The sequence below is a fragment of the Alteromonas sp. Cnat2-8 genome, assembly GCF_022348355.1.
GTDB classification, from domain to species: domain Bacteria; phylum Pseudomonadota; class Gammaproteobacteria; order Enterobacterales; family Alteromonadaceae; genus Alteromonas; species Alteromonas macleodii.
Genome location: NZ_JAKREX010000002.1, coordinates 551,985 through 578,936, shown reverse-complemented (window position 1 = coordinate 578,936; position 26,952 = coordinate 551,985). Strand labels below are relative to the sequence as shown.

General features: G+C 44.2%; 20 protein-coding genes. 10 read left to right on the top strand and 10 right to left on the bottom strand.

Annotated features, from left to right (window positions below; genetic code table 11):
* Positions 1-49: 49 nt before the first annotated feature.
* From MHN00_RS06660 to MHN00_RS06650, 3 genes are all read right to left on the bottom strand, one after another.
* On the bottom strand, positions 50-1,975 hold the full coding sequence (locus tag MHN00_RS06660) for a GGDEF domain-containing protein (protein WP_239300729.1): 1,926 nt from the start codon (positions 1,973-1,975) through the stop codon (positions 50-52).
* A 184-nt stretch (positions 1,976-2,159) separates the two neighbouring features.
* Positions 2,160-3,272 carry a hypothetical protein gene (locus MHN00_RS06655; protein ID WP_239300728.1) on the bottom strand — a complete coding sequence of 371 codons (1,113 nt, stop codon included), beginning with the start codon at positions 3,270-3,272 and terminating at the stop codon, positions 2,160-2,162.
* A 185-nt stretch (positions 3,273-3,457) separates the two neighbouring features.
* A complete protein-coding gene (locus tag MHN00_RS06650) occupies positions 3,458-4,258 on the bottom strand; it encodes a PaaX family transcriptional regulator (RefSeq protein WP_239300727.1) in 801 nt (266 codons plus the stop codon).
* Positions 4,259-4,507: 249 nt separating this feature from the next.
* Here MHN00_RS06650 and MHN00_RS06645 point away from each other — a divergent pair, with 249 nt between their 5' ends.
* Complete coding sequence (locus tag MHN00_RS06645; RefSeq protein ID WP_239300726.1) at positions 4,508-6,190, top strand: acyl-CoA dehydrogenase family protein; 1,683 nt, start codon at positions 4,508-4,510, stop codon at positions 6,188-6,190.
* A gap of 316 nt (positions 6,191-6,506) precedes the next feature.
* On the opposite strand, the gene MHN00_RS06640 is transcribed toward MHN00_RS06645, so the two are convergent.
* Positions 6,507-7,058, bottom strand: coding sequence for a DsrE family protein (locus MHN00_RS06640; protein WP_239300725.1), 552 nt, complete (start codon positions 7,056-7,058; stop codon positions 6,507-6,509).
* A 2-nt stretch (positions 7,059-7,060) separates the two neighbouring features.
* Positions 7,061-8,137, bottom strand: coding sequence for a major royal jelly family protein (locus tag MHN00_RS06635; protein ID WP_239300724.1), 1,077 nt, complete (start codon positions 8,135-8,137; stop codon positions 7,061-7,063).
* A 249-nt stretch (positions 8,138-8,386) separates the two neighbouring features.
* Here MHN00_RS06635 and MHN00_RS06630 point away from each other — a divergent pair, with 249 nt between their 5' ends.
* The 7 genes from MHN00_RS06630 (at position 8,387) to MHN00_RS06600 (ending at position 18,284) form a co-directional block, all read left to right on the top strand.
* Positions 8,387-8,965, top strand: coding sequence for a DUF4136 domain-containing protein (locus MHN00_RS06630; protein ID WP_239300723.1), 579 nt, complete (start codon positions 8,387-8,389; stop codon positions 8,963-8,965).
* Positions 8,966-9,140: 175 nt separating this feature from the next.
* Positions 9,141-9,800, top strand: coding sequence for a hypothetical protein (locus MHN00_RS06625; protein ID WP_239300722.1), 660 nt, complete (start codon positions 9,141-9,143; stop codon positions 9,798-9,800).
* Positions 9,801-9,969: 169 nt separating this feature from the next.
* Positions 9,970-11,955 (top strand): class I adenylate cyclase, encoded by a 1,986-nt coding sequence (locus MHN00_RS06620; RefSeq protein ID WP_156078684.1) that lies wholly within the window; start codon positions 9,970-9,972, stop codon positions 11,953-11,955.
* Positions 11,956-12,117: 162 nt separating this feature from the next.
* Positions 12,118-12,510, top strand: coding sequence for a BlaI/MecI/CopY family transcriptional regulator (locus tag MHN00_RS06615; RefSeq protein WP_014950296.1), 393 nt, complete (start codon positions 12,118-12,120; stop codon positions 12,508-12,510).
* The gene (locus MHN00_RS06610) at positions 12,503-13,744 is read left to right on the top strand and encodes a M56 family metallopeptidase (protein ID WP_239300721.1); all 1,242 of its coding nucleotides are present in this window, start codon (positions 12,503-12,505) and stop codon (positions 13,742-13,744) included. Before MHN00_RS06615 ends, MHN00_RS06610 begins: the two co-directional genes overlap by 8 nt.
* A 306-nt stretch (positions 13,745-14,050) precedes the next feature.
* The gene (locus MHN00_RS06605) at positions 14,051-14,641 is read left to right on the top strand and encodes a DUF2780 domain-containing protein (RefSeq protein WP_239300720.1); all 591 of its coding nucleotides are present in this window, start codon (positions 14,051-14,053) and stop codon (positions 14,639-14,641) included.
* Positions 14,642-14,786: 145 nt separating this feature from the next.
* Positions 14,787-18,284, top strand: a complete 3,498-nt coding sequence (locus MHN00_RS06600; protein WP_239300719.1) for a DUF748 domain-containing protein — start codon at positions 14,787-14,789, stop codon at positions 18,282-18,284.
* 169 nt (positions 18,285-18,453) lie between these two features.
* Here MHN00_RS06600 and gloA read toward each other — a convergent pair whose 3' ends face one another.
* From gloA to MHN00_RS06580, 4 genes are all read right to left on the bottom strand, one after another.
* Positions 18,454-19,002, bottom strand: a complete 549-nt coding sequence (gene gloA, locus MHN00_RS06595) for a lactoylglutathione lyase (RefSeq protein ID WP_239300718.1) — start codon at positions 19,000-19,002, stop codon at positions 18,454-18,456.
* Between the two features lie 169 nt (positions 19,003-19,171).
* Positions 19,172-19,822: a DUF1456 family protein gene (locus MHN00_RS06590; RefSeq protein WP_239300717.1), complete on the bottom strand. Its 651-nt coding sequence runs from the start codon at positions 19,820-19,822 to the stop codon at positions 19,172-19,174.
* Between the two features lie 121 nt (positions 19,823-19,943).
* On the bottom strand, positions 19,944-21,737 hold the full coding sequence (locus MHN00_RS06585; RefSeq protein WP_239300716.1) for a DUF1223 domain-containing protein: 1,794 nt from the start codon (positions 21,735-21,737) through the stop codon (positions 19,944-19,946).
* 10 nt (positions 21,738-21,747) lie between these two features.
* Positions 21,748-23,106, bottom strand: coding sequence for a radical SAM protein (locus MHN00_RS06580; RefSeq protein WP_239300714.1), 1,359 nt, complete (start codon positions 23,104-23,106; stop codon positions 21,748-21,750).
* Here MHN00_RS06580 and MHN00_RS06575 point away from each other — a divergent pair.
* Together MHN00_RS06575 and MHN00_RS06570 are read left to right on the top strand one after the other, a co-directional pair.
* Positions 23,105-24,148, top strand: a complete 1,044-nt coding sequence (locus MHN00_RS06575) for a hypothetical protein (protein WP_239300712.1) — start codon at positions 23,105-23,107, stop codon at positions 24,146-24,148. The two genes, MHN00_RS06580 and MHN00_RS06575, sit on opposite strands and share 2 nt — an antisense overlap.
* A gap of 113 nt (positions 24,149-24,261) precedes the next feature.
* On the top strand, positions 24,262-24,819 hold the full coding sequence (locus tag MHN00_RS06570) for a PepSY domain-containing protein (RefSeq protein WP_239300710.1): 558 nt from the start codon (positions 24,262-24,264) through the stop codon (positions 24,817-24,819).
* On the opposite strand, the gene MHN00_RS06565 is transcribed toward MHN00_RS06570, so the two are convergent.
* Positions 24,814-26,862 carry a TonB-dependent receptor gene (locus MHN00_RS06565; RefSeq protein WP_343213211.1) on the bottom strand — a complete coding sequence of 683 codons (2,049 nt, stop codon included), beginning with the start codon at positions 26,860-26,862 and terminating at the stop codon, positions 24,814-24,816. The genes MHN00_RS06570 and MHN00_RS06565 overlap by 6 nt on opposite strands.
* Between the last annotated feature and the right edge of the window lie 90 nt (positions 26,863-26,952).

Here is a 26,952-nt window from a genome sequence, read left to right as displayed (position 1 = left end):
TTTACATATAAGTCTTTTTAGTTACAGATTTCCAAAAGGTCTACTAGGGTTAAACTTCCACTATTTGAGATGGTTCATTGAAGTTAGACCGAACGACTTGATCCCTTCCACTGCGTTTCGCCTCATAAAGAGCTTGGTCAGCATCATTTAACCATTCATTAAGAGACTTAAATCGATCATCAAATGCTGATACACCTATACTTACTGACACTTTTCTTTGTCCAAGCAAAGTACAGTCCTCTAGCTCTCTAACTTTAACTCTGATCCTCTCTGCTATATCCATGGCTTGCGCGGCATTTAGGTTATTAAGTATTACCGCAAATTCTTCACCACCGTAACGACCTGCATAATCTCGCTCTCTAATACAGTCCATCACTTGCCCAGAGACCATAGAAATAACTTTGTCACCCACTGTATGACCGAAGTTATCGTTAATAGATTTGAACATATCGATGTCAATAAAAAGCAGTACTGCCTCTTCGCTTCTACGACTCTTACTCAACATGGAGAAAGTTTGCTCCAGTTTCATTTGCAAGAATCGACGGTTGAGCATTCCCGTTAATAAGTCTGTTTTGTTTGCGATTTCAAGCTTTTCGTAGGCTTTTCTCTTGCTTACAATCATTTTGACTAAAAATATCGCCATCAATGAAATGGAAACGATACAGAAAACAAGGAGTTGATTAGTTTGTTCTAGCTGACGTGCTTTGTCTCTTGAATCAAATAGTGCCTTACGCTCCTGCTCTTTCGCATTCGTTAGCTCTTCCAAGTAATTCAAACGGTCCATTGTTACGTCAAAGCGGAATCGCCTAAACTCGGCTTGAATCTGCTTTAATGCACTCGCAACGTTACCTTGTGACGATGAAAGCAGTGTGTTGGCAATTTTGAATTCTGAAGGCTCGTCTAAGCCATTAGAATTAAGTACGTTACTTAAATACTCTGACAATTGATTTGCTCGCTCTAGTTGACCAAGGGAGGCGAGTAACTCAACTTTCAAAAACTTACCTTGTAACTTCCAGCGCTCGGGTACTGAATTGTGGCCATTTTCAGCCTGCTCCAACAGTACGAGAGCTTCTTTGTTTTTGCCTAATAAAAATAATTGTTCAACTTTCTTTAGTGAGGCAAAGTAAATCTCGTTTTGATCCTCAGATGCGGTCGCGTAGGCCAAATATCGATCGGTGTAAGTGCCTACAATATTGGGGTCACCTATTTGCTTTAGAAAGTAGCTAATAACGTTGTAAAAATGAATGAAGTATTTAACGGGTATATCATGAGCTTCACAGAAGTCTATATATCGATTTAAAAGCTCAATTTTGATAGAGGGAACGTTTTCTACTACATAGGCAGCGTGTAAACCCATCATCAAATCCCCCACTCCAGAGTTATTTTCAGATAAATAGTTTACTTCCGTGCCAAGAAGCATGGCCTCTCGACTACTCCTTTCAGATAGCGCGACAAAAACAATATAGTTGAACTTGAGTGCGTCTTTTACCTGTGAAGAGAGACCGGAATAGTACCTTTTTAAATCATCACTTCCAGCGCGCTTCCCTTTGACCCTGTCCAAACGGCTGAGAATAGCGATTTCGGATAGCTTCGCAAAAGCGAGTTGGCTTTCAGACTTCGTATTCAGAGCGTTTTGTTCAATTGCCTTTACTTGCTCTAGTGCGAGTGAATATTCGTCGTAAGATATATAGTAATACATCAACAATTTACTCAACTCGAACTTTGATTGAAGCGGCGAACTCAATGCACCGAGTTTATGGAGTTTATCTTGAGAAGATGCATCTAATTTATTGGCTAACCGCTCCAATAATTTTTCAGCGCTATCGGCATAAGTCCTATCAGCATTCAATTCAGAAAAATCATTGATATTAGCTAACGCCTGTAGACTGAAAAGACAGGTGATCAATAGATAATGTTTGAGGCGCATTTGAGTTGACTTCATTTGAAGGGAATATAAGGACTGAGAATGCTTCAAGACGTGCTCCCCTATTTTAGTTATAACTTAATGTATAGCACTAAAACTTCTTTAAGGAGCAAACGCTTACCTATACTTCAGCAAAAACGTCGAAAAAGAACCAACATTTTCATCCTAGCAAACTTTTAACTAGCCTCTAGGCTCGAAGCATCAGCAAACCCTTATATTACTCTAATTCGTCAACTTAAACAATTAAGTCATGCATCCAATTTAGTGAAGGCAACTGCTGCTCTGGTTGGTAAAAGAGTCGATTTAGTCTACCTAATAAATTAACCGAACGGCTGGGATCGTGCGCTTTAACCCTATGCTCACTTTCGGTTAGCATGAACTCCCAAGGCTGAAGATTGAGTTCGTCTACTTCTTCCTGCTTAACGCCCAGTGATTGCAATGTTGACAAAATTCGCTCCGTTTTACTTTCGGCAATAGGAATGATTTCGTTGCCGTATAAATCATCGAGCGGCGCATTGATAGCTTCTAACGTGTGATTTATTGCTGCCCACACTTCATCGTGGTCAAACGCCCAACCTCGCGGAGCATAGTACCCCTCTATTTCCCACTCAAACTCTGCGTTGCTTACAGCAATAGAGCTTTCTGCTTCAGGAGAATAAGCTAGATCGGGTTTAGCGCCAATGTTGTAGGCGTCTACACTCATGGCGACGCAAATTATCAAATCACCACAATGTTGCTTGTTTGTGTAAAGCGCTTCAAATGCTGCCCGCTTAACCCCCATCCAACCGTGTACTCTTGAGGGTTGTTCAACAAAGTGTCTTACATCATCGGGTAAGTCTTCGCCATAGGCATTGATGAGCAAAGGAAGCGGATTTTGATCTGGCGCTTCGTCTGGCATCCACACTTCGTATTCTTGTCGGTTGTCAGCTTTTCCGCGACTTTTAATTCCGAACGACAAATTCACAGGGCGGCAAATACTTCTATCTTCATCCACTTTGTGAAAATACTCAGAACGCATACGTTTAATAAATGGCGCGTCTAGGCCAGCCAACGCTGCCGTTGGGTAGCGATAGCCTATTTCACTATGCTCAACCATATGTAACGTGGGAATAGCCTGTGTCAGCTTATTCTTCAAACCCGACAACGCATGAACTTTAGGCAGTACAATGCTTCTCTCTGGTTCGATGGTAAGCCGACTTCCATCTTCGGTTACAAACTTTGGCGTTTTATGAAATTCATACCCCGTAAACCCCAAGGTATCTACAGCGGCGTTTCGATACTGAGAAAGCTCATTGAAAAGCGCTGTATGATTGCGAATATGCTTAAATAACGGTCTTGATGCGGTCATCTTCTCTCCATTTACGCTACTTCCATTAGAGCTAATTACACTTAGCGTTCTATGCGGCCAAATAATTACTTACCGTCTCTTCTTTCTGACTGTTCTCACACAATACATCTATATGTGAAATTTACGCTCAACTGTGTGTAACGTATCTGTAACCCTCTTTTTGAGCTGTTTACCTTTAATCTCGCTTAGTTTTGATTTAAAAAGCGGTGCCAAATTTGTGCGCCAGCATCATCGTACCGTTTTACTAGATTACGGTAGCGCTCACGCATTGCTACATCTGCAAGTGGCGATGGCAATAAGGGGTCAAACACCAATTGGTATAACGCCCTGTCTCCTATCACATAAGATTCTTTGGTTGCTTCTTCAAGGGGTAAAGACGTTAATCGAGCAAGAGATTCCTCTATTTCGATGCATCCGTCTTTATAAAGTGCCTCTAGGTTTAGGTGGCTCCATAATCCCATCGCCCTGCTGTGTGATTTAGTGTCAAAGTCGCTGGCACTAAACACGAGCGCCTTTCTCGATAGACCAAGTGTGTAAAGTTTGTCTCTTACTTCGCCTGCTCCGCCTGAGAAATTGTTCGGTCTGAGGTAAACGTCGTTTGTCAGCTTTCTCATCCCCAAAAGCTTCAGCGCTCGTTCATTATTTCTGAGCTGCTTTTTATCACTTTTAGGAAGCGTGCTGGTTTGAGCGACAACCCAATCGTTTTGCCAGGGTACAAGCCCATCCTCATCCTCTCGCCACTGATGAATTTCCTTTGCAAAACGAATGCCTTTGTCGCCCAGCTTGTAAAAACCGCGTTCAACCAAGGTAATAAGCTGTGCAGACTGTAAACGCGTGAGCGTTACCCGAATGTTATTTTCAGAAATACCAAACAGCGCCCCTACGCGAACAGCTGCGCTGGCATTCATTTGAATATTGTCACGGGAGCCCAATAGCTTTAGCAGTAGCTTTCTTGCTTTGGGCTTTTTCTGTTTTTCTAATTGCAAACTCTATTTACTTCTTTGTCTCAGATAGGACGTAATTTTAATTAAAATATAAGTTGGCTTAAGGCCAATCATATACGCATTCATCATTATATAAACACGCGCCGCGCACAAACATTACATTAAATACCAATTTACAACTATTAATGTAATGTTTTAAGGTAGTACTTGGAGATAGTGCTTAAACGTAGCCCTTTAAAGTAAAAGCCCATTTCAAGGGTACACCTTGTATATTCACCAAGTGGAAATGCCATGACTTCATCAAATCGATTTGTTACGCACGTTGTAGAAAACCAACCCACCATTTCCACGCCCTACAATTTGTGGCGTGATGACACCTTACTGCGCGTTCTAGTCGATCAGCATTTGCCATCATCCCACCAGCATGACGAAGGGTTATTAGGTCAGTATGGTCAAATCGCGGGGGATGCACTTATGGCTCACGGAGAGCTTGCTAATAAGAATAAGCCAACTCTCCACACATTCGATCGCTATGGCCGCCGCATTGACGATGTTGAGTTTCATCCCAGCTATCACGCGCTTATGGAAAGTGCGATGCAGCACAATGTGCACAACTATTCGTGGAAGCATGAAGGCATTGAAGGCGCACACACCTTCAGGGCAGCGCTAATGTATATGCATTATCAGGCTGAGTCTGGCACGTCTTGCCCGCTGACTATGACCCACGCAGCTATTCCGGCCATGCGGTATGGAAAGCAGCTGCCACCCGTATACCTAGAGAAAACCATTAATGGTGTTTATGATCCTCGTTCCCTGCCAGCTAGTCAGAAACATGGACTGACCATTGGTATGGGGATGACTGAGAAACAAGGTGGGTCGGATGTTAGGCGTAATACCACTACAGCGGTTAAACAGGCTGATGGAAGTTACCATATCGTAGGGCACAAATTCTTTTTCTCAGCCCCCATGTGCGACGCTCATCTTATACTTGCGCAAGCGGAAGGCGGACTAAGCTGTTTTTTACTACCAAGGTTGTTGGAAAATGGTGCACTCAATAACGTGCGAATTCAGCGTTTGAAAGACAAGCTGGGTGACTGGAGCAATGCATCGTCTGAAGTTGAATTTCAGGAAGCCACGGCATATTTGATTGGCGAAGAAGGCCGTGGTGTGCCGGTGATCATAGATATGGTGTCGCTTACGCGGTTAGACTGTATGATTGGCTCATCAGCACTTATGCGACAATCACTGATTCACGCCTTACACCACGTAAGTCATCGCGACGCATTCGGCAAGACCTTAGTCAATCAGCCTTTAATGCAAAATGTGTTGGCAGACCTCACCATTGAATGTGCGGCTGCTACTGCACTCACTATGCGCGTTGCCAAAGCGGTTGATAGTGCATCGAGCGATAATCATGAAGCTGCACTGGCAAGGCTGGCCACCGCCATTGGAAAATACTGGGTTTGTAAACGCACGCCTATGTTTGTTAACGAAGCTCAAGAGTGTTTAGGCGGTATTGGTTACGTTGAAGAAAACCCCATGCCACGATACTATCGCCAAGCGCCTCTGAACTCTATTTGGGAAGGAAGCGGAAACGTACAATGTTTAGATGTACTGCGCGCACTCGCCAAAGAGCCCAGTGTAAAAGAGGCTTTGTTTAGTGAGCTTAAAACACAAGCAGGCAAAAACAAGCACTATGATATTCATCTTAGTAAGCTATTTGACGAGCTATCAAACACGCAGAATATGGAAACGCGCAGCCGATATTTAACAGAACAAATGGCGCTAGCGCTACAAGCATGTTCACTTCTTGCTACGTCACTTAATAACGACAACGCCCTTATCGACATTGCCCACACCTTCTGTGAATCAAGGCTTGGCAATGCATGTGGTTTTGCCTTAGGTACATTACCCGACACCACACCGTTTGAGAAAATTATTGCCTTTGGGCAGGTATCGTCTAGGGCCTGTTGACCTTTGGTGTACGAATTTTGGTCTAAATGGAAGCCTTTTAATCGCGAAACAGTCCTGCAAGCCTAGCGGGCTAAGTTAAAGGACTGTGACAAAGAGTAAAAGGCTTCCATAACGACCCCTTCGGGCAGCGCCTTTGTGCCATCTATACTGCGTTGAATGTTCTCGATTTAGAACCACTAAACCGTCAAACATTCGCCTTGTCTAGATGGCACACAGACCGCTGCAAAAATGTACAGCAAAGGTCAACAGGCCCTACCTAGCCAATGTACAGGAGCTATAGTTAAGCTCCTGTGCGCAAGAGGAATTAACTCACAACTTAAAAAGGGTTAACCGAATACCCTTTTTGTGCCAGGCGCGCGTGGGCTGTCATGGCTGACAAATCCATTTTCACTCCGTCTATCAACGCATTTTTTTCAACGCCATGGGCAGCGGCAGACTGCCCACACACTATTACGTCTACACCTTTCTCCATCAACGCTACAAGTAGCCTTTCGTTTCCATTAGGTAAGCCCTTACGCTCTTTGAAGTTTGCAGTTTTAAGCACTTCTTCTGTGGCAGAGCCGTGAACGACAAGCGCAAGCGAAAGATTTTCCTGCTTAACGCCGTTGGCTACGTGCATATTGATAAACCGTGCCAGCGACTCAAACTTGCGGTTTACCTCACCAGGGCTTGCCGCTTTGGCTACGTCAAACGCAACCTTGAATGTCTGATTTTCAGGAAAACTTACGCCCTCAACATGAGCATGCTTGCCGAAAGTGTCAAACACAGGGCCATAATCAAAATCTGATTTAGCTGAAGCTTGCCCGGCTACTAAGAGTGCTGCTGCAAACCCCAGTGACGCGCTGCCAATCCCTTTTGTGATGCTCATTGCTAATTCCTCGAACTGTAACGCGCAGGTAGCGCTGTCTTATACACTTCAAATGTCATGTCGCTAACATCACTACCCGCATCTTGTATTTTGCTATTGGTATAGTAAAGCGCATTGTTGTAGATACTAAAGGTATCAGCCCAACTCACCACATCACCTTTCACAAGGGTGCGAAGGTCTAGACTTGGCGTAAGGTACTGTACTTCTTGCTTTTCCAGGTCAGCCAAATAAACATTACCTTGATGAAAAATCATGCCATCTGGTGCGCCTGTCGTCGCTACTTTTCGCACTTTTTCTGCCAACACGTCATTTGACGATTTCTCGATGTCAGATGTGTTAATGGCATACAGCGAATAACCAGACAATGCGTGAAAATATAGTGTGTCGTTTAACGTATCCAGCGCGATCCCGTCAGACTGAACAGGCATAGTAAAGGGTTTGCCCTGAATACTTAACACATCGACTTCAGCTTTAGTGGTTTTATGGTTATCTAAAATACGATAGCTGGTATTGTCATCAAGGTTATATACCACTAAACCCGCGTGAGCCGAGTCGGTCATATAAATGCGATTCGTTTTTTCGTCTACTCGCAAGTCATTAATGTACGAATCAGGATGGTAAGCGTCTTCGCTAAGTATCAAGGTTCCTTCTATCTCGTTTGAGGCTAAATCAACAACAAATAAGCGAGGTGCATCCACTACACCTTTAAACTTAGGGTTTCGGGTGTCCAACACATACAGCTTATCCTTGTGCGCAACCACTGACTGCACCGCTAAAAAGCAGTCTTTTCTTACTTCGCTTTGTGCCACACATTCATTTGTTTGGCTATTAGGGTAAGCGACAAATTCTCCGGTGTCGGTAACCTGAGCTACGGAAAAGCGAACGCCGTCACGCCAGTTGGGCGCATTCACAAATACACGACCATCATTACTTACCGTAACACCGGTAATTTGCGTGCCCTTTATGTCGCCCACTAATTCAACATTCGCGTCTGGTGAATGTTGCGCGATTGCATTTACAGAAAAAAGTGCGGCGACACTCGTGGCAAGTACCCCTTGTTTTATACGCGTTGTATTCATGTCCTTTTACCTTTAATTAGTGGCTTCGCTTGTCAGCACACACCACAAAGCGGTGCGCATTAACAAAACTGAATGGAATAAAGCATACGGTCTTATTGTGAATGTGGAACACCTTTTAGCGGCTTATCTATGCAGGCTGACGAAAATCAAGTGGTGAAACTAGCTTTACCACTTATGAGATCCAAAACACGGTATGCTCTCGTTTAAGTTAAGAGCTAACAAACTTTACTGAAAATTATGCACAGCAGTATGATAAAAAAACGTGAAACTGGTTTAATGCAAAAGGCAAAGTATTTGAAAACAGTGCTACTTTTAACTGCATGTATGGTCGTGGTTGCCGCATGCAGTAGTAGTAAGCCTCAGGTAAATATGGATGAAACACAAAACTTTGCCGATATTAAAACGTTCTATATTCAGCCTCCTCTAAACCCAATCAACGCGACGCTGGCCAATCATCTTTCCTCAGCCATTACCCAGCGCCTCATTGAGAAAGGCCTCACCCCATCTTCGGAGGAGGACGCCGATATCGCGGTGGGATACCTACCTTCCACCACCACTAAAGAGGATGGCACCACCTTGAATCTAGGGCTGGGCACCGGAAGTTACGGTCGCTCTGGCGGCATTTCATTGGGCAGCATTTTTAGCATTCCGGTTGGAGAGCAAACCACGCTTCAACAAGGGCTTCAAATTGACATGGTTAAAGACGGTACATTTGTTTACAGCGCGTCAGGAGCGGTAGAGCTGGAGTCGAAAGACAGTATCAGCATTCAAAATAAACTTGATGAACTCGTCATCAAGCTCCTTGAGCAATATCCGTCGAACAGGTAGCTCACACCTGGGTCAACAATTAAGAACTGACTTCTTCGCTAGGGGCTCGCAAGAGCCCTTACTCCATAAAAACTCTTCATAACGATGAACTTGGCGCTGATTTTGCGTATGAATGCCTACATTAGGTCCCCACTTTTATGCCCCACGCTATGAAGTGAGCTACACAGAGTCAAAAATGGATACCACATACAGCCACTTGTCATCTTCACCTTCACTATTCAATTACTTGGGCGACACAGCAAATGCCCAAAGCGCACTTCAAGATGTTGTAGAAAAATCCAAGCAGGCCAATGCTCTCGGTGATGCGTTTAGTGCGTTTAATGGTGAACTACAGGGCAATCAAATTGACACATATCTTGAAAAAATAGAAAGCGGCGAGGCCTCACTCAACGGCAACACAATTGCAAACTATCTCGATTTTAATCGGCAAAAGCTTGCCTCGGAGTTAAGTAATTTAGCGGCAAAACTTGGTATTTCAGACGATACAAAGCTAACGGTGAGTAAAGGCGAGCTGGTGATTGAAAGCAGTCAGGGCGAGCAAGAGCTTGATAAAACCACGTTGCGCCTACAACAGTACCTAAAAAAGGACACCAATCTTACGTCGCTTATTCAACAAACATCTCGTCTGTCTCAGTTCAAAGAATGGGGAGATGCCACGTCATTTGCATCAACACTACAAGAGAAAGGCACTGACGAAGCGACTATCCAGTCATTTTTAAAAGAAGCTCGCACGTCAGTGACGTCTGACAATACGCTGATATTCAATAAAAACGGGTTCGGCTTTTCTGCCGATGGTAAAACTGATGCGCTAATTGATGCATTTGAGAAGCAGTAAGAGCAATCTTACAAAGTGAATAAGTCTCTATTCATTACCTCCCTCTTACACGAGAGCAGATAAGTACGGAATATCACAAATTAAGAATCACTTTTTCTGTGCGAAATTAGAGGAAGTCGACGCGAAATAACGCTATGCTTGGCTGCATGATGAAGTGCAGATTGACATAATGGCAGCGCAACAGCCGCTTTCCGTTCAGCAAAACCTTACCATAAGGTTATTGCGCGTATTGCGATACAACAAAGCACGTATTGAGCGTGCACTTACGCTCATGCCTGAAAAGCACAGGCCGCTTTTTCATGTGCTTCCCTTTCTTGTACATGTTAACCACGAAGCCCTTCCAGGATATGTGGCACCACTCACCTCGGGTGAAACCGTTCCATTTGGTATCAACAATTACTCGTTTAGACCTGATGTAGAACAAGCTTTGCAGCGCTGTTTTCCTGCACAGAGTCACTTGTTTTCAGACATTAAGCAAATTTGGCCAAGACAGCGGGCGGTTGATGCACTGGTTTTAATGGGTAGCGTGGGGACTATTGCTCAGACTGACGACTCAGACTTTGATTTTTGGGTGTGTATTGACGGTAAACGTTTTTCGACGACTGAGCTGACTTTACTTCAACAAAAGCTAACAGCCATTGAAAAATGGGCGGATAACACCTTTGGTATTGAAGTGCATTTCTTTTTATCTGAGATAGATAAAGTTAAGCAAAACGATTTTGGCGTCGCTGAAGGTGAAAGCGCGGGCTCGGCGCAAGCCCTGTTTCTAAAAGCTGAGTTTTACAACACCAATATAGTAGTAGCAGGCAAAGCGCCGTTTTGGTGGCTTACTCCAGAGAAAACAACAGAGAAGCAGTATCAGGCTATTTACAATAGTTTGGAAAAAGGCGGCTCACCAGACGTAGACTGGTTCATGGACTTGGGTCACTTAGAGCGACTAGACGCAAGCGAACTTTTTGGCGCCGCCATCTGGCAATTAGGCAAAGCCATGGACTCGCCATTCAAGTCCGTATTAAAAATGGCAAAGCTTGAAGTATACCTTGCCAATATCTCTCACGGACAACCACTGTGCAACCTTTTGAAAAAGCATGTACACCGCGGTGCTGAAGCTCCAGGGCATGTTGCAGATATCGACCCCTACGCACTCATGTTTGACGAACTCATCGCTCACTACAAAGCCAATGGTCAGGCGGAAGATATTGCTGTATTGCAGCAGTGTTTATATTTGAAATGTGGGTGTACATTGAGCCACCCGCTTGTAGAAGGTGAGCAAGCGAATTTCAAACGCAAAATTATGGCCTCGTATGCAAAACAGTGGGGGTGGAGCCGCAAACTACTTGCCCACTTGGATAACCAACAAGATTGGACATTCAATGAACGTGTGCAGCTGAGCCGTCGAATTCACCGCTTTTTATTAAAGTGTTATCGCCGCATCTCCAAAGAGATTAGTCACCATCAACAGGTGATGGATCAAAAAGACATGACCGTTCTGGGCCGCCGATTAAGTACCTATTACGCTAAAAAGCCGGATAAAATTGAGTTTTTGCGACGCGCTTTTGACGAAAGCCTTTACTGCGAAAAAATCACCATTGCTATGCGTCAGCTCAAAAATGGTGATGAAGTATGGTCAGCCTATGCTGGTGATTTACTGAGCAAATCGGGCATTATCGACGATTCACAAAAAGTTACTCAAGCGACTAGCGCCATTGCACTGATGGTCTGGCTTGTGTCGAGCAAAATAATAGATACAAACAGTAAGGTTTATCTCGATTACAATTACGGTGAAGTGAGCGAACTAGACTTGAACGATTTGCTTAAGCATTTGTGCAAGTATTTTCCTCCTGTCAAAGTGTCGTCACTACCGCGTAATGACTTGCTGGCGCCAGAACGCATAACCGCATGTTTTGCCATTGTGAACTTCCCCACCCTACGCCAAAAAGCCACGGTAGAGAATGTATCCATTCTTTATACGACGTCTTGGGGTGAAACCTTTTTGAGACACGGCAGCGACGTGCTGGATACGCTGTGGTACGACTTACAAGAAGTAACCCCAAAGCCGCCGTGCTATGTAATGGTGCCACGTGGAAATCAACAAGCACGAATACTCGGCGAGTTCTTAGAAGCTAACGAGCTTAATTTCACCGTTTTATACTGATACACCCAACGTAACGCTTTCAAAGAAGCGCCAAGCGTAGTACTCCATCTCACACTATCTCTCCGTTTAAAAAACATGCAGAAAAAGCTTGCGCTTTAGAATTACAAGTGTAATCTAAAAACATGGACTACAAATGTAATCAAAATAAAAGACGTCGTAATTATGAGTAAAATGTCAGACAAACCCGAAATTTCAAACGCTGAATTTGAAGTGCTGGACGTACTGTGGGACGACCATCCTGCCACGTCGAACGAGGTTATTGCGCGACTGAATGACAAAAAAGACTGGCACGAAAAAACCGTAAAAACCTTGTTAGGCCGCTTGGTAAAAAAAGAAGTGTTAGGTTTTGAAAAGCAGCAGCGCCAGTATCTTTATTATCCACTGATTGCTAAAGAAGACTATACAAAGAAAGAAACCACGAGTTTTGTTAGCCGACTGTTTAAAGGCAAGATCGCCCCTATGGTCGCTGGTTTTGCAAATCAAAACTCGTTATCTAAACAAGATGTGGACGAGCTCAAAGCCCTTATCAAGAAATGGGAAGAAAACAATGATTGATTGGATTATTGCTCAGCAGGGTATTTTGTCGCTAGCGCTTGTTTTACTCATGGTGTGCGAACACTTTTTCACTAACAAAATTGGGTCTTCGCTTACCTATAAGCTATGGGCGCTGATACCAGCTTGCCTCATAGTCAACAACCTTCCAATGTCGCTGGTTAACATTCCATCGAATAGCTTTGCTCGCTATGTGGTTGGCGTTAAGCCCACATTAAACACCGTAGCGTTCGAAACCTGGTTTACTGTATGGGCAATTGGCGTAAGCGCAATTACAGCCTATGTCTTAGCGCATCATCTTAAAATATGGGCATCGATAGGAAAGCGCAACGCTATCCACACCAATGCCTACTATTCCAGTAAAGCTACCACACCTATGCTATTTGGTTTTATCTTCCCAAAGGTGCTTATTCCCTTCTCATTTAAAAGTGCATTTTCGATTCAACAACAAGCACTGGTATTAGAGCATGAGAACGTACATCGCAAGCATTACGATCACCTGTGGAACGCGTTAGCGCTGGTTATCGCTATTGTATTTTGGTTCAACCCACTGGTTTGGCTTGCGCTAAAATCCTTCAGAATTAATCAAGAATTGGCTTGTGATCACGCAGTACTGAAAGACAAGACAGACAACGAAAAACTCACCTATGCAAAAGCACTCGTGCAGTGTGCCGAGCATGGTTCAGACGCCCTGCACTTTACACGCGGGCTTTACCCAACCTTTGGAGAAAAAAGGACTATGATCAAACGTTTAAACGCGATAAAGCAACCTATGCGTAACAATAAAGTACTGGCTGCAGGCGTACTTTCAATTGCCGCCATGCTCACCATCAACACGGCTTTAGCCAATGCGCCAGTAGCAGAGACAAAATCTGAAGCTAAGATTAACCAGGCATCGCCGGTTAAACGCGTTCCACCAAGCTATCCAGAAAAAGCAGCGCAGCAAAATGTAGAAGGTTTCGTTGTACTCTCTTTCGATATTACTGAAACGGGCGCTACAGATAATGTAAAAGTAGTAAAATCAGTGCCTGCTGGCGTGTTTGATAAAAGCGCAAAAGTTGCCCTGAAACAATGGGAATACAAGCCTCGTATTCAAGGTGGCAAAGGTGTAAGGCAGACCGGCCTTCTGGTGCAGCTAGACTATCAACTTGGTGCCTCTCTTGATACGGCAAGTGTTGAAAAGAACGCTTCCCCTGATGTAGAGCGTATAATCGTTCCCCCCAAACAGAGCAAGTAAGCCCCAAAATTGTCAGAATACTAAAAGGAGCGTATCGCTCCTTTTAGTGTTTTGTCTAATTGACTTAGTTCCTGCCTACTGCACACTACCACTTGATCACCCAAGTCTCTTATAAAATGTAAAGTGCCTTTACAATTTCTATAGAGAATTTACGACCTCACTACGTTAGAATGTGAGTATTCACACACCTGAAAACTTCTAATTTATGGAAGGTTTAAATAGTCGATAGCGCAATTGCTATGGTTATTTTCAATCAAGTTACTCCAGACGGGCTTTCGCTGCTGGTGTACAAAAAGGAAATCTATAATGAATCGTATCGTTTTAGCACCTACAGTGCTTGCCCTTACTTTTTTCACTACTTGTGCTAATGCCAACATTGATCAGCTTAAAGGTCTGTTAGGCGGTAAGAAAGCGGAGTCGACAGTAACTTCCAGTAGCCTAACTGAAATGGCAACCAGCGCAGCATCTAATATCGACTTGGCTAGCTTAGTGAGTTCAGTTGCAGGTAACCTTAACGTGTCTAAAAACCAATCAGAAGGTGGCATAGCGTCAATTATGAACTATGTACAAGACAACCTTTCAGGCGCTGATTACGCCCAGTTGGCAAGCAGCATTCCAGGTATTGATAGCCTGCTTGAAGATGTTCCCTCTCTTAGTGGTAACTCAGCAGCAAGCTCAAGCTCTTCACTATCAGGCTTACTCAATAAGGCCTCTGAGTACAGCTCTACACTTAAATCGGTAAACGACTTAAAGCAACAATTTGAAGCGCTAGGCCTTTCAACCGATATGATTGCCAGCTTTGTCACTCAAATCAGCTCGTATTTAAATGTAAATGCAGATGAAGAAACTCAGGCGTTGTTTAAATCTGGCCTAGATAATTTGCTAACCGCTCTGTAACCTGTCTAAGGCGTATTAATTCTCTTCTACAACCCAAATTAATACGCTTTAACTTTTTTGCAGGGGCTTTTAGCTTGGTGAAATAGCAACTCCTGTTTATCTTTTTACACTCAAATACACAGCCTAATCGCCTATGCAAAATGCAATGTCTCGGTTTTCTACGAAGCCCAAATGGTTTCGACTATCCACTTATCTTGTTCTCATCTACCTTACTTACGCGCTTCTTATCGGCGTAGTTACGCCTGCGGTATTAAAGGCAAAGTTACCCAACATAGTGAAAGAAAACACTGGAAGAGATGCTGCTGTTGAAGATATTGCAATCAACCCTTTCTTGCTAAAAATAGAAGTGACTAATTTTGTTATCTATCCAAATATACACTCTTCAAATGAAAGCGAAGATAACGCCGTAATCCAGAACCAAGAAAATCATTTTTTTAGCGTAGGCAATGTTTCACTGGACGTTGGATTCTGGCAATCACTTTTCACCTTCACTCCTGCCGTTGAATCGCTAACTATAGACGAACCTTTTGTTTCCATTGCACGTTTAAGCGAAAGTGAAGACACACAAATCTTCAACTTCTCTGACATTCTTACCCACGTAGAGAAACGCAGTACAAAAGCACCTGAAGAGCCTAATGACACTAGCGAAGGGCAAATTCCCCGAATTACGTTACGTGATTTTGCACTTAACGAAGGGCGAGTGGTTATTGAAGACAAGGTGACCAACACCCTACTTGATTACCCAGAATTGAGCGTTGACTTGCAAGATTTGGATACTCACGCTTTGATCAGTTCAAGCAGTGTTGGCAACAAAAACGCTAACCCTAAAAGCGATAAAAGTGAGAGTGCTCAATCAAAAGGTAAGTTAGCGTTCAACCAATATCAATTTAACTTGCTCACCGCAGAGAAAGGTAACATCGCCATTGATGGCGAGTTTCAACTATCTCCGTTAAAAGTTACGACAGACATAGCAATAAACGATGTAGCGCTTACGCCGCTTTGGTCACTTTCGAAAGATTTGATAGAAGCAGATTTAGTAGACGGCAAGGTTAACTTAAGCTTACATGCTGAAGTTTTTGAACAAGATACAGCCTTCCAGTTTATTCTAGAGCGTGGCGAATTTGGTGTTAACAACCTTGTGTTTAACGCTGATTCTTCGCCAGCCACAACAGGCACCGCCAAGAGTTCGCAAGAGATCATTGCCATACCCGCGTTTGCCATACACGATATAAACGTAAACGCATTAGAACAGCAAGTTAGCATTGCTGAAGTTGCTTTTGACAACGTTCGAGTGTCGGGCCTATTTGACAGGTCAGGGCTTGATTTACAGCGTCTGTTTACCCCAAAAAGCTCAGCAGCAGATGCTACATCAGCTAACGCTAACCCCAGCGCAGCGCAAGAAGGAAATAGCGCAGCGCATATAGGTAATAGCACAGCGCATACAAGTAATAGCACTGCGCAAAAGGGAAATAGTGAAACAGAAGATGAGGATGTTTCTAACGTAGCAACCGACAGCACAGAAGAACTAGCACATGATACTTCGTGGTATGTTGAGCTTCACCAGTTTGCATTTAATGACGGTAGCATTGACCTTATAGAGCGTAGCGTAAGTGACGGTACTTACTACCGCATCAGCAACCTCAATATTAAAAGCGGAAAAGTCACTACTGACTTCTCTAAACCTATTTCCTACACCACCAGTTTACATGTCTCTGCCGACCCACAGACGTTTAGCGACACATCCAAAGGTGCACTAAGCAGTAGCGGCAGCGTAGTTATTGCAGAACAAACTGTGCAGGGTAAAGCAGCGATTGAGCAACTGGTGCTAAGTCAGTTCCAGCAGTACGTTTCTCCCCACGCAAATGTGACCCTAGAAGATGGGCTATTTAATTTAAACGTTGAGTTTGATGGGGCATTTAACAACGCCGCTGATAAAGACGATATCGACTCACTAAACGTTAAGGCGAGTACTAGCATTAATAATTTAAGCGTACTGGATGACGCTAGCTCTCCCCTACTACAGTGGCAGTCCTTAAATGTAGACAACATCGAATTTGACCACGCATCGAACCAGCTAAGCGTAGACAACATTCACCTACAAGCGCCATTTGCACGACTTATTATTGATGAAGCTAAACAGACCAATGTGAGTAAGCTGATTGTCGCTTCATCAGACAAGTCCGCTAACAGTGAAAGTTCCAGCGAAACTGGCAGCGCAACCACGTCGAAAGCATCAAACGCAAACGTGCCTGCGGGCACTACAGCTGAGCCTTCACAAGCCAACGAATTGGCCATCGCCGTTAACACCATATCAATAGAAAACGGCAAAGCGTATTTTGCTGACCATTCACTAACGCCCAAATTTGCGTCTGCTATAGAAAGTTTAAATGGCAAAGTATTGGGAATTGACTCTCGCTCAACTTCCCCTGCCAATGTTGATATCACCGGAAAGATAGACAACTATGCTCCGGTCAAACTAGCAGGCACTATTCACCCATTAAAAGATGATATAGACCTTGATTTAGATTTTTCAGTCAAAGGCGCTGAACTCACTTCAGTCAACCCCTACTCAGGCACCTACATGGGCTATTACATTGACAAAGGCTTGCTGTCTTTGGCTGTGCAATACAAACTGAATGGTAAGGCACTGGAAGGTAAAAATCATGTTGTTATTGACCAATTAACGTTGGGCAAGAAGTCGAACTCTGATCAGGCATTAAGCTTACCGCTTGGCCTTGCTATTGCGTTGCTAGAAGACAGAAACGGCGTTATTGATTTGGGCTTGGATGTGTCTGGCGATATCGACAGCCCAGATTTTAGCTTTGGCTCTATTATCCTCAATGCTATTGGTAACATAATTACCAAAGCAGTTACTGCACCGTTTTCGCTACTTGCGAACCTGGTTGGCAGTGACGACGAACTCGACAACGTCGAGTTTGGGTTTGGAGAGCATTCGCTAAATGCCGACGCTCAAGAGAAGCTGAATACCCTTGCCAAAGCCCTTAAAAAACGTCCAGGGCTTAGGGTTAATATCGAAGGTACAGTCAACGCCATGTCTGATGCAAGTGCCCTAGCCCAACGTCAGTTAAACACTACACTTTTAACAAGAAGCGGGCTCGTCGATTCATCTGCTACTTCCGGCAATGCTAGTACTAACGAAAATTCTCTTGCTGGCGGTGAAAATGAAAGTTCCAACACCCTTGGCAGAGTACAGCGCGACTCAATAAGTGGCAGTAGTATCCCACTGGAAGGCCCGTTAGCCGATGCGCTTTTATCCTACTATGTTGAGGTGTTTACACCTGACCTTAATCAAGAATATGACAACATGGTGGCGCAGCTTTACCCTGAACTCGCAAATTCAGACAATGAACAGAGCCAAAAGAGTGCTGATAACAATAAGGAAGTCATTAACGAAGAAAGTGTAAACCGAGCATTAAGCATTGCCCGATACAACAAACTACGTAACAACATTGATATCCCTGAAAGTGACTTAATTCTTCTGGCTGACGCGCGCAGTAAAGCGGTGAAAGGTTATTTGGCAAATGAAGCTGAGGTAGAAGCGAATCGCTTATTCTTGCTAAATACTCAGCACGACTTACATACCGAATTTAGCGGTGTGGAATTAACGTTAGAAGCGAAGTAATGACCGGGTTAGCTTGAAAATAAAACCCGATAATTTAGGGAGCCATAAGGTCACTAAACAAAAAAGGGTAGCTTATTCAGTTAAGCTACCCTTTTTGTAAACAGTGACTTCTAATACTACTTGCTACTTAAAACCCAGCTAGCAAATGGTACCGTAGTGCGTGCCTCGCCTACTTCTTCAAATGGGGCGCGCAAGTTGCGGATACGTTAGACGCGTTGAAAATTTCAATCCAATAGCCGTCTGGGTCTTTGATAAATGCGATCCCTTTCATAGAACCATCATTAAGCCCTTTCTGAAAAGGAACGTCTAGTGATGCAAATCGTGCACATGCAGCTTCAGCATCAGGCACATGAAAACCAATATGCCCAAAACCTTTTGGCTCTGTATTTCCGTTATGATAATCCACTGTTTCTGGAGTATCGCCCCAATTGTGGGTTAATTCCAACATGGCCGGGCGACCAAAAGTTTGCTGAGTACGTTCGTCTACATCGTCAGAAATATCAGAGAAATCATCACCTGCCGCCAAAAAATAAAGGCTGAACTTCATTTCTTCAAAATCTAGACGCTTAATTAGCGTCATTCCCATAACTCGCGAATAGAAATCTAGCGAACGCTTGGGGTCGGCAATGCGCAGCATAGTTTGGTTGAACACAAAACCTTGTGTCGCGGCATCTTTCTCTTCATACAGGCCTTCGGCCTTATCGAAATGTCGGCTCATAATAGTCGTCCTTAGCGATATAGATAATGAAGGCAAGGCAATCTTGCTTTGCCTAAAAACGAGTGCATAGAAGTGAGGGGTAATTTTCTTTTCACAACAGCACTTAGTCTATCCTCTTACGCGCTTTACCTCAGTTGCGTTTTATACAACGTCTATTTTTACAGCGCTTTTATTTTTTAGGGAGCTTTCCCCAAACAGAACCTTCGTCACTCTTTTTCACCGGCGGCACTTTAGTATTGGTGCTTTTGCCAGCCGCTTCTTTTTGTTTGCTAGCGCCTTTATTAAATGAGCCTGACTTAGTACCAGAAGTGCTTGGGCTATCTGATTTTTTAGGCGAAGTTTGTCGCGTGGACTCCGGTCGATATTTTTTCACCATACCTTGCAACAAATTGCGAACCACTTGATCGCCAGCAGGTTTAAAGTTGCGATGGTCTGGCTTTCTAAAAAACGCCGATAGCTCACCTTTACTCATTCTAAAGTCTGCTAATTTAAGCACCGCTATCATATCGTCATCTTTATAACTCATCGCAATACGGATTTTGCGCAGTACTTCATTATTACTTAACCGCTCTTTTGGCCCCAGCTCTTGAGGCATTTGCCCTTCTTGACGACCACGGTTTTTGATGATCAATCCATCTAGAAACAGCGCAATAATCTTATCGCGACACGGCAGATAGCCCTCTTCGCCTTCCCGCTTCATCACAGCATGTAAATAATCAATTTCCATGTCGTAGTTCACTAATTTAAAAATACTTATGGCGGCGGTATCGTTGATAGCTAATGCATAACGAAGGCGACGTAGAACATCGTTGTGGATCATGAAAATGGGCCTGAAAAGTGGAGTAGCCAATAATTGGTATGGATTAAAGTGTAGCGCAACGTGCGCTTTCACATATTTTACACTACTTGGCCATTTGCATCTATCGAGAGTGTTCCCTTACTTAAGGGAGCCACCAAGACGCTGCAACTTGAAGTGGCGAGGGGTCGTTGGTATCAGAGACCCAAACAACGAGGGCGTGTTTTTTGGCTTTTATATGAGTATTACTGGGCAAAGGCAGACTAGCCACATTTTGCTGAGCATGAGCATTGTCGCCGTTGCTACTCAATAACGCGTTTTCATAATCGACTACTATAAAGTCGTGAGTGAGTTTACGCCCAGCGTTTTCTCCCCGCTTGACCGAGGTTTCTATGCCAAAGCCAAGTAACGCAGCGTGAACAACTAGCGTGTTCGATGTACTTCTGTTGATATTGTTGAAGGACACATCAACGATGTTGTTTTGAACCGAAGCATGAAGCGCACCAGACAGAGGGGCGACTCGGTTAGGTAACGACTGCCCCCGAAACCATCCATTCCAAGCACGACCGTTTAAAGCAAAACCTGGCGTGGCAATGGTGTTTGCTTTGCCTACACGCTTGTAGTCTCGCTGCCGTTTACTAAAAGTACTGTCAGCAAATGGATCCTTCCAGCCTAGATAATCCCAGTAGTCCACGTGAAAGTTAATGGGAACCAGTTCTGTCCATAATCTATCGCTCTCTACAAACCCTGAAATCCATTTTTCCGCAGGCGGACAGCTGCTGCAACCTTGGGATGTATAAAGTTCCAAGACGATTGTTTGGTTGGGCGAACTGGTAAGTATAAAGGGTACGTCTGTTGATTCATTGGTTGCTATATTTGTTGCTACGTCTGTCGCTACATCTGTTGCTAGCAGCTGCGTAGATGACAGCGTAGTTAATAGCGCTGATTCTGACGCTAGTGCATGGGCTGAACCTGACACTTTGCTTTCGTTAGAATGCAGAGTGAGGGCAGCTTTAACTATGGGGTTCTTTGTGGCTTGACTTGAAGCATTATCCACGTCGCTATTTGTAGATGTTGAAACCTTCGGTTTTTCCGGTTGCGCATTAATACGCCAGTCATAATCAATGAACCGCAGTTTATAATTCTTAGGAATAGGTTCGACTAGATACGGGTTAATGTATTGAGGTAAGTCCTTTGCTTTTCCTGAAGCGACAAAGTCTTCAGTATAAAAATCGAGGATTTCCGAAACGTACACGCGCTTGCGTTTGTCATCAAAGTAAAAGTGTTTCTTACTCCCAAAGAACTCACGGGTAGCTTGCTCTAGGGTGTCGTCTAAGGTTTCTGCATAAAACGGCGTTTGCGGTAGCCTTGGGCAATCTTTTACCATGCAGTTAAGCGCAAAGTGGGCTCTGGGCTCGTTAAGCGGTCTAATTACATCGTTTTCAAAATCATATAAATTTGTGACTTTACCGCCAATCACCACATCGCGAAACTTGAAAAAAGCTGCTCGTGAAAAGAAACTGGTAAAGCCATCGGGAATACCTTTTTCAATGACACCGTACATGGCTAACGCATTATAGCTATTGATGTAATAAGCCATTACGGATTGTGGTGAGTCAAACAATTCAGGGGTCATTTCAGGGCTAGCAAAACTAATAAAATTAATGACGTTTTCAAGGGGCGCTATATCTTTAGATAACCCTTTGAAATCGGTTCGTCCCTGCTCATCTACATAGTGTTGGAGTACATATTCCCAGTCTTGCGATGCTTTTCGATAGGCTTGCTTAAGCTCTTTTATCGCTGCGGTTTCAACACTGTAGTCAATTATCTGCTTATCAGACGCCTGGCTACTGTTGGCAACTGGTAAAATATACAACAGCAGCATGGACAAGATAATGGCTAACACACTCCCGAATTGAGGAAATCGGCGAGGCTTCATGATCTTCTCCTTACACGCTTTTGGTTGGATGGTGACGCTTGCCATTTGTACTAAGCGCATTTGCTGACAGCGAACTAGGTGTTGCTGTATCTGGGATTTCGCGAATGGGTATTACATTATTTTGTTTGTAGCGTTCTCCAAGTGGCTGGTACTGCTTTTTCTGCCCATGGCGGTCGGTATATGTCAGAGGTTTCAATATATGTTCATCGCGCTCGGCGTTGTGCTTGCACATAGAGATGGGACCATCTGCGGTCATAACCATGAATGAACACGCATCAATTCTGTCTTGCTGAAGGGCGTTGGCATCCATAAAATTTTGAACAAAAAACGACAATTTGTGCACACGTCCTTTGCTCTTGAAAAGGCTGCTACGCATTTCAAACAGCTTCAATGAGGTCGCTTTAGCCAGTGTCCAAATCCACTTTGGCCTAGCAAGCAGTGCTTTACTGTAATCCCATAAAATCTTTGCCATGCCGTGCTGTCGAGTTGTTTGTATGTGCTTAAAATCCTCAATGAACTGCGCAAATAAGTGTGCATCATCAACGACGGAATAAACCTGTTTATTAGCCACTAACGTTGGCATGTAGCTATGACAGTCGTTATGCCCAATACGTACTTTTTCCCACGGCAGCGCTTTGCTAATTGTTTTTTCTATAGCGGCTTTCACCGTTACGGGGTCAATTACATCAGCTCTTGCTCCCCATTCCCCTCGGCCTGTTTCTGCCTGTAGCTGAAATGAGGCGAAACTTACGGCGTCTGCATGCTGCACAAAAAAATCCACCAGCATGGGCAATTCTTTGAAATTATCGGTGTGCACGGTGGTGTTAAAAATAATCATAAGCCCCAAGCCTTTGGCCCGTTCTATGTATTCTTCGCGGATAGCATTTAGCGATGCTTCATCAGGGAAACCTTTACGTTCTTGGGTGGTATCAACGTGAAAAGCGACATCGTTTAAGCCAACTTTAGCTAAAGCTGTTAGCAGGTCACGGGAAGCCGCAATACCGTTGGTGAACAGTGCGGTGTGCAAACCGAGCTTATTGGCATATTCGACAATTTCAATTAGCTCGCTGCGCTTTCTTAACGTAGGGTCACCACCGGTTATTTGTACACTGGTACCAGGACCATAGTGACGAAAGACATTGTCTAATCGCTTAAACACTTCTTGAATGGGAATGTCGCGAACCGCTTGCGAATGCTCAGATAAATAGCATAAGGTGCAATCAAGATTACACTTTTGCGTGATTTCAACAGCAACACAACCTATGGTGTGCGTGCGGCCCAGCAGCTGATTTGGGGTGAAATGTTCACCCATGCGTTTTTGGGTATGAAGAAGTTGTTGATTTCTAGTGATACCAGGGGAGCACGCCATGTCAATGCGCCTTTTTCGAACTACACAGTATCAACAAAGACCTATTACATATAAAAATACTTTCACGGCGTGCCGTTTTTTTGCACTAGTTTTATTGTCATGCAACGCACTCGCTTCTTCTGATACAACTGAAAACCAATCGCTATTCACAACAACGTCGACTTCGTTCGAAGAAGTAAAAAGCCGTGTTTTTTCAGATCCCTATTCGGCGCTACCGCAATATGAAGTGTCGCGGAAACACTTCGATGCTGACGGTGAAAACCTGCTGCTAAGTCACGCTAAAAGAACCCTTTCTTCCAACGCAAATTTTATAGAATTAGGTACCAAGCATAAGCTACTTCAAGCTAATGGTATTTGCTTCGCTGGCACATGGAAAATTAATCACAGCAGCCCTTATTCGGGGCTTTTTCAAGCACGCACAAACGTGCCGGTTATCGTAAGAGCGTCAGTCAGCTTAAGCGGTACAAAGCAGCGAGATAAGCGTGCTTTTGGTATGGCAATCAAGCTTTTCCCCAATACCCAAAGTACGGTTACTGAAAACATATTTTTAATGCACTCGCTGGGCGGCACTAAAACCCAGCACGTGGCCAACTTACCTATGACCAACGAGCCCGCTCTGGGCGAATTGCCGCCTTTCAGTCAATTACTCACCGCTTATCGCTTGGAAAGCGATCTTGAAGAAGCAGATCAAGCGTTTAGCGGAAAAAATGCGAATGCGCGTTTCAGACCTGTTTCACATTTGGCAGAAGTATTGCTCCCCAACGACGAAATAGCGAATAACGTGAGGCAAGGTCCTTACTGGCTAAAAGCGTCGTTAAAACCTGATACACCGCTAGTGAATAAAGATGACTTTAGGGATGAATTGTCGTTGCAGCATTACCCAAATAAGACGCTATCTTGGGTTTTATCTGCTGCCAATTTTAACGATGCAGGGATAGATAAAGCCCAATGGCAAGAGATAGGTGAAATGACATTGACTGAATCTATGGCCTCCCTTACCTGCGACACGAAACTTCACTTTAATCACCCTGCAATCAAATGACGCTAAGCAATTCCGTTTAAACGGGTAAACCTCGCGTTAGAGTGTTTTTACTGCCTATTGAGATTACCGTATAGTGAGCAATGTTTTCATTGTTTTAGTATTAGTGTTGTTTCATGTCCGGTTCCTTTCGCAAGAACAGTCGCAAATACAGCCGCAGTATTCACTTGTGGCTGTCGCTGGTTATTTTTATTCCTGTGATCATTGTTATTGCGAGCGGTTTATTATTGCAGGTTAAAAAAGAATTCGACTGGATCCAACCACCAACACAAAAAGTGCAGAATACCCAAACCAACGGGCCTACGATTTCCTTCGACGAAGTGCTTTACGCTGTAAAACAAGTGCCTGAGGTTAGTTTAAACAGCTGGGACGATATAGACCGATTAGACGTGCGCCCCACAAAAGGCATCATTAAAGTGCGAGGGAAGAACCATTGGGAGGTTCAACTGAATGCACAAAATGGTGATGTACTTCAGGTTGCGTACCGACGCACAGACACCATTGAAGCTATTCATGACGGTAGTTGGTTCTTTGAGGGCGCCAAGCTATGGCTGTTTCTGCCCGCTGCCCTATTGCTTTTTGTGCTGTGGGTAACTGGCCTTGTCATGCTGTACACCACCATGAAAAGTAAATATCGAAAGAACAAATTTCGTCGGCGCTTAAACAACTCATAACAGATAAGTTATCGCCAGTTGAACACTTTCGCCCTGCGCAAATGCCGCTTTGTCATCGGCACTGGTGTAATACTGTTGATTGGTTAAGTTGCGCCAGCTAGCTTGAAGCTGAACCCGCTCGTTTAATTGCCAATCAGCGCCCATGTCCAGCGTAAATACCTCATCAAGAGCTCGCTCTCCGTCAGCAATATCCGTCTTACTTGCACGATAGGCAAATACCGTAAAAAACCGTACAGCTTGCCATTGAACGCCTAAATCAAGCCTCTGACTGTTTGCAGGTATATCTGCGATGCTATTGCCCAAATCGTCTTCACCGCTAATCCACATTCCGCTAAGTCGAGCATCTAATGCGTCATTGTGCGATTGCCAACTAAGTTGATAGCTCACCCCCTCTATCGTTGCACTGTCTAAATTAGAATATTGAAGCACATCTTCAGCAACCATAATGCGTTCAATATAGTTATCAATTTTCTGATTAAACACCTCAATCGAGCCTTGCAGTTGCTCACTGCTGTAAGCAACACTGGCTTGCATATTTAACGCTTGCTCTGTTTCAAGTTTGAGGCTGCCCAACACAGTACCGCGAGGCGTTTCGCCAGCAAAGAAACGTTCAGTTAAAGACGGATTTCGAAACGCGCTAGACACATACATACCAGCCGCCCAATGCTGAGAAAGCTGATAATTTGCGCCTAAATACCCGCTTAGATTAGTGTTAGTCTGAGCAGTGCTAGATTGGAATGTATTGGCATCTGAATCATCAGACTGGCGCTGCCAGTCAACCCGTGCGCCAAGGGCGAGCGACAAGCGTTCCCACTGACGTGAGGCATCAGCAACCGCTGCGGTAGTAATCTCGCTTGCATCGAGAGTACGCACTTCATAGGCAAGCTCTGCTTCAAAGGCATTTGTTATAAAACTGGGCGATGTGGTGTCAGGTAACGCGCTTTCCGCTGGTGTTAATGTGAATTCTCTCTCATCTGCCACTACGCCGTCTCGACCAGTAACTTGCAGCTGCCAGTTCAAATCCCAGTCTTTCAGCTGCGTATCTGTGCTTATGTTAAACCCATAGTCAAACGCCTTGTTTTCGCTGTCGTTGATGCGGCTTTCTGGTCGCAACACCGAGGTGTCTAGGCTAGATTTATGCCACCAGAAATTTCCAGTAAATAGATGACTTTCAAACGCTATTTTGCCAAGCCAGTGTGTGTTCTTTGGGTAGGTGGTTATTCTACTTTCTGGGAAGTCACTGCTCGACTTACCAATGTCGTTATTATCAGAATAAAGCGTCCACGCCTCTTTTATGACGCTATCTACCGGCCTGTGTCTAACAAATAGCCCTGATTGTTCGAATTGATCAAACAGCGAGCCCCCATTCGCATCTTCTCCATTGTCGGCGCTTCTGTATGAAATGTTCCAGTCTGTCTCGCTCTCTTCAGTTAGGCTGTTGCTATTGTCTGCACTGCGTGTGCTGCCAGCATAGCTCAGCGCCTTCATTTGTTGATTGCTGCTGTAGCCAACGCGTAGGTGAGGCTTTTGAATTTCCCCAAAATGCAAGTTCACCGCGCCACCTATCGCTCCCGAGCCTAGGTAAGTGGAAGCGGCGCCCGGTAACACAGATACTGTTGAAATAAAGTCAGGTGGAATAAAGCCTATGCTAGACCCTGCACGCCTGTCGCTCACAATCGGTACGCCGTCTAGCAGGGTTTGAATTCGCCACCGCGAATACCCTCGGATACTGATGCTTTGTATTTGCCCGCCCTGCCCATTTAACGACACAGAAGGAGATTGAAGTAAGACATCATTGGTATGTAACGGCGCTACCAGGCCACTTTTATCAAACTCATATTGCGGAAAAATGCGCGAAAGCGTCTCGTCGTAATAGGGTCGTGCAGCCGTTACTGTGTAGCGCTCTACCTCGTTGAGCGGTGCACCTTGGGCAACGCTAAAAGATGATGTAAGCAGTAAAGGTAGTGCAGCAATAGATACCGATAAACCAGACGAGGATTTAGAAGACACTGAAAAACTTGAATCTAGCAAAAAAGAAAACAATGATGATCTCACTACGCGATACATACCTGTGAAAATAAGTGTGCACCGAAAAAGTTGGCAAAGAAAATGAAAAACGCGGCAGTAAAACTA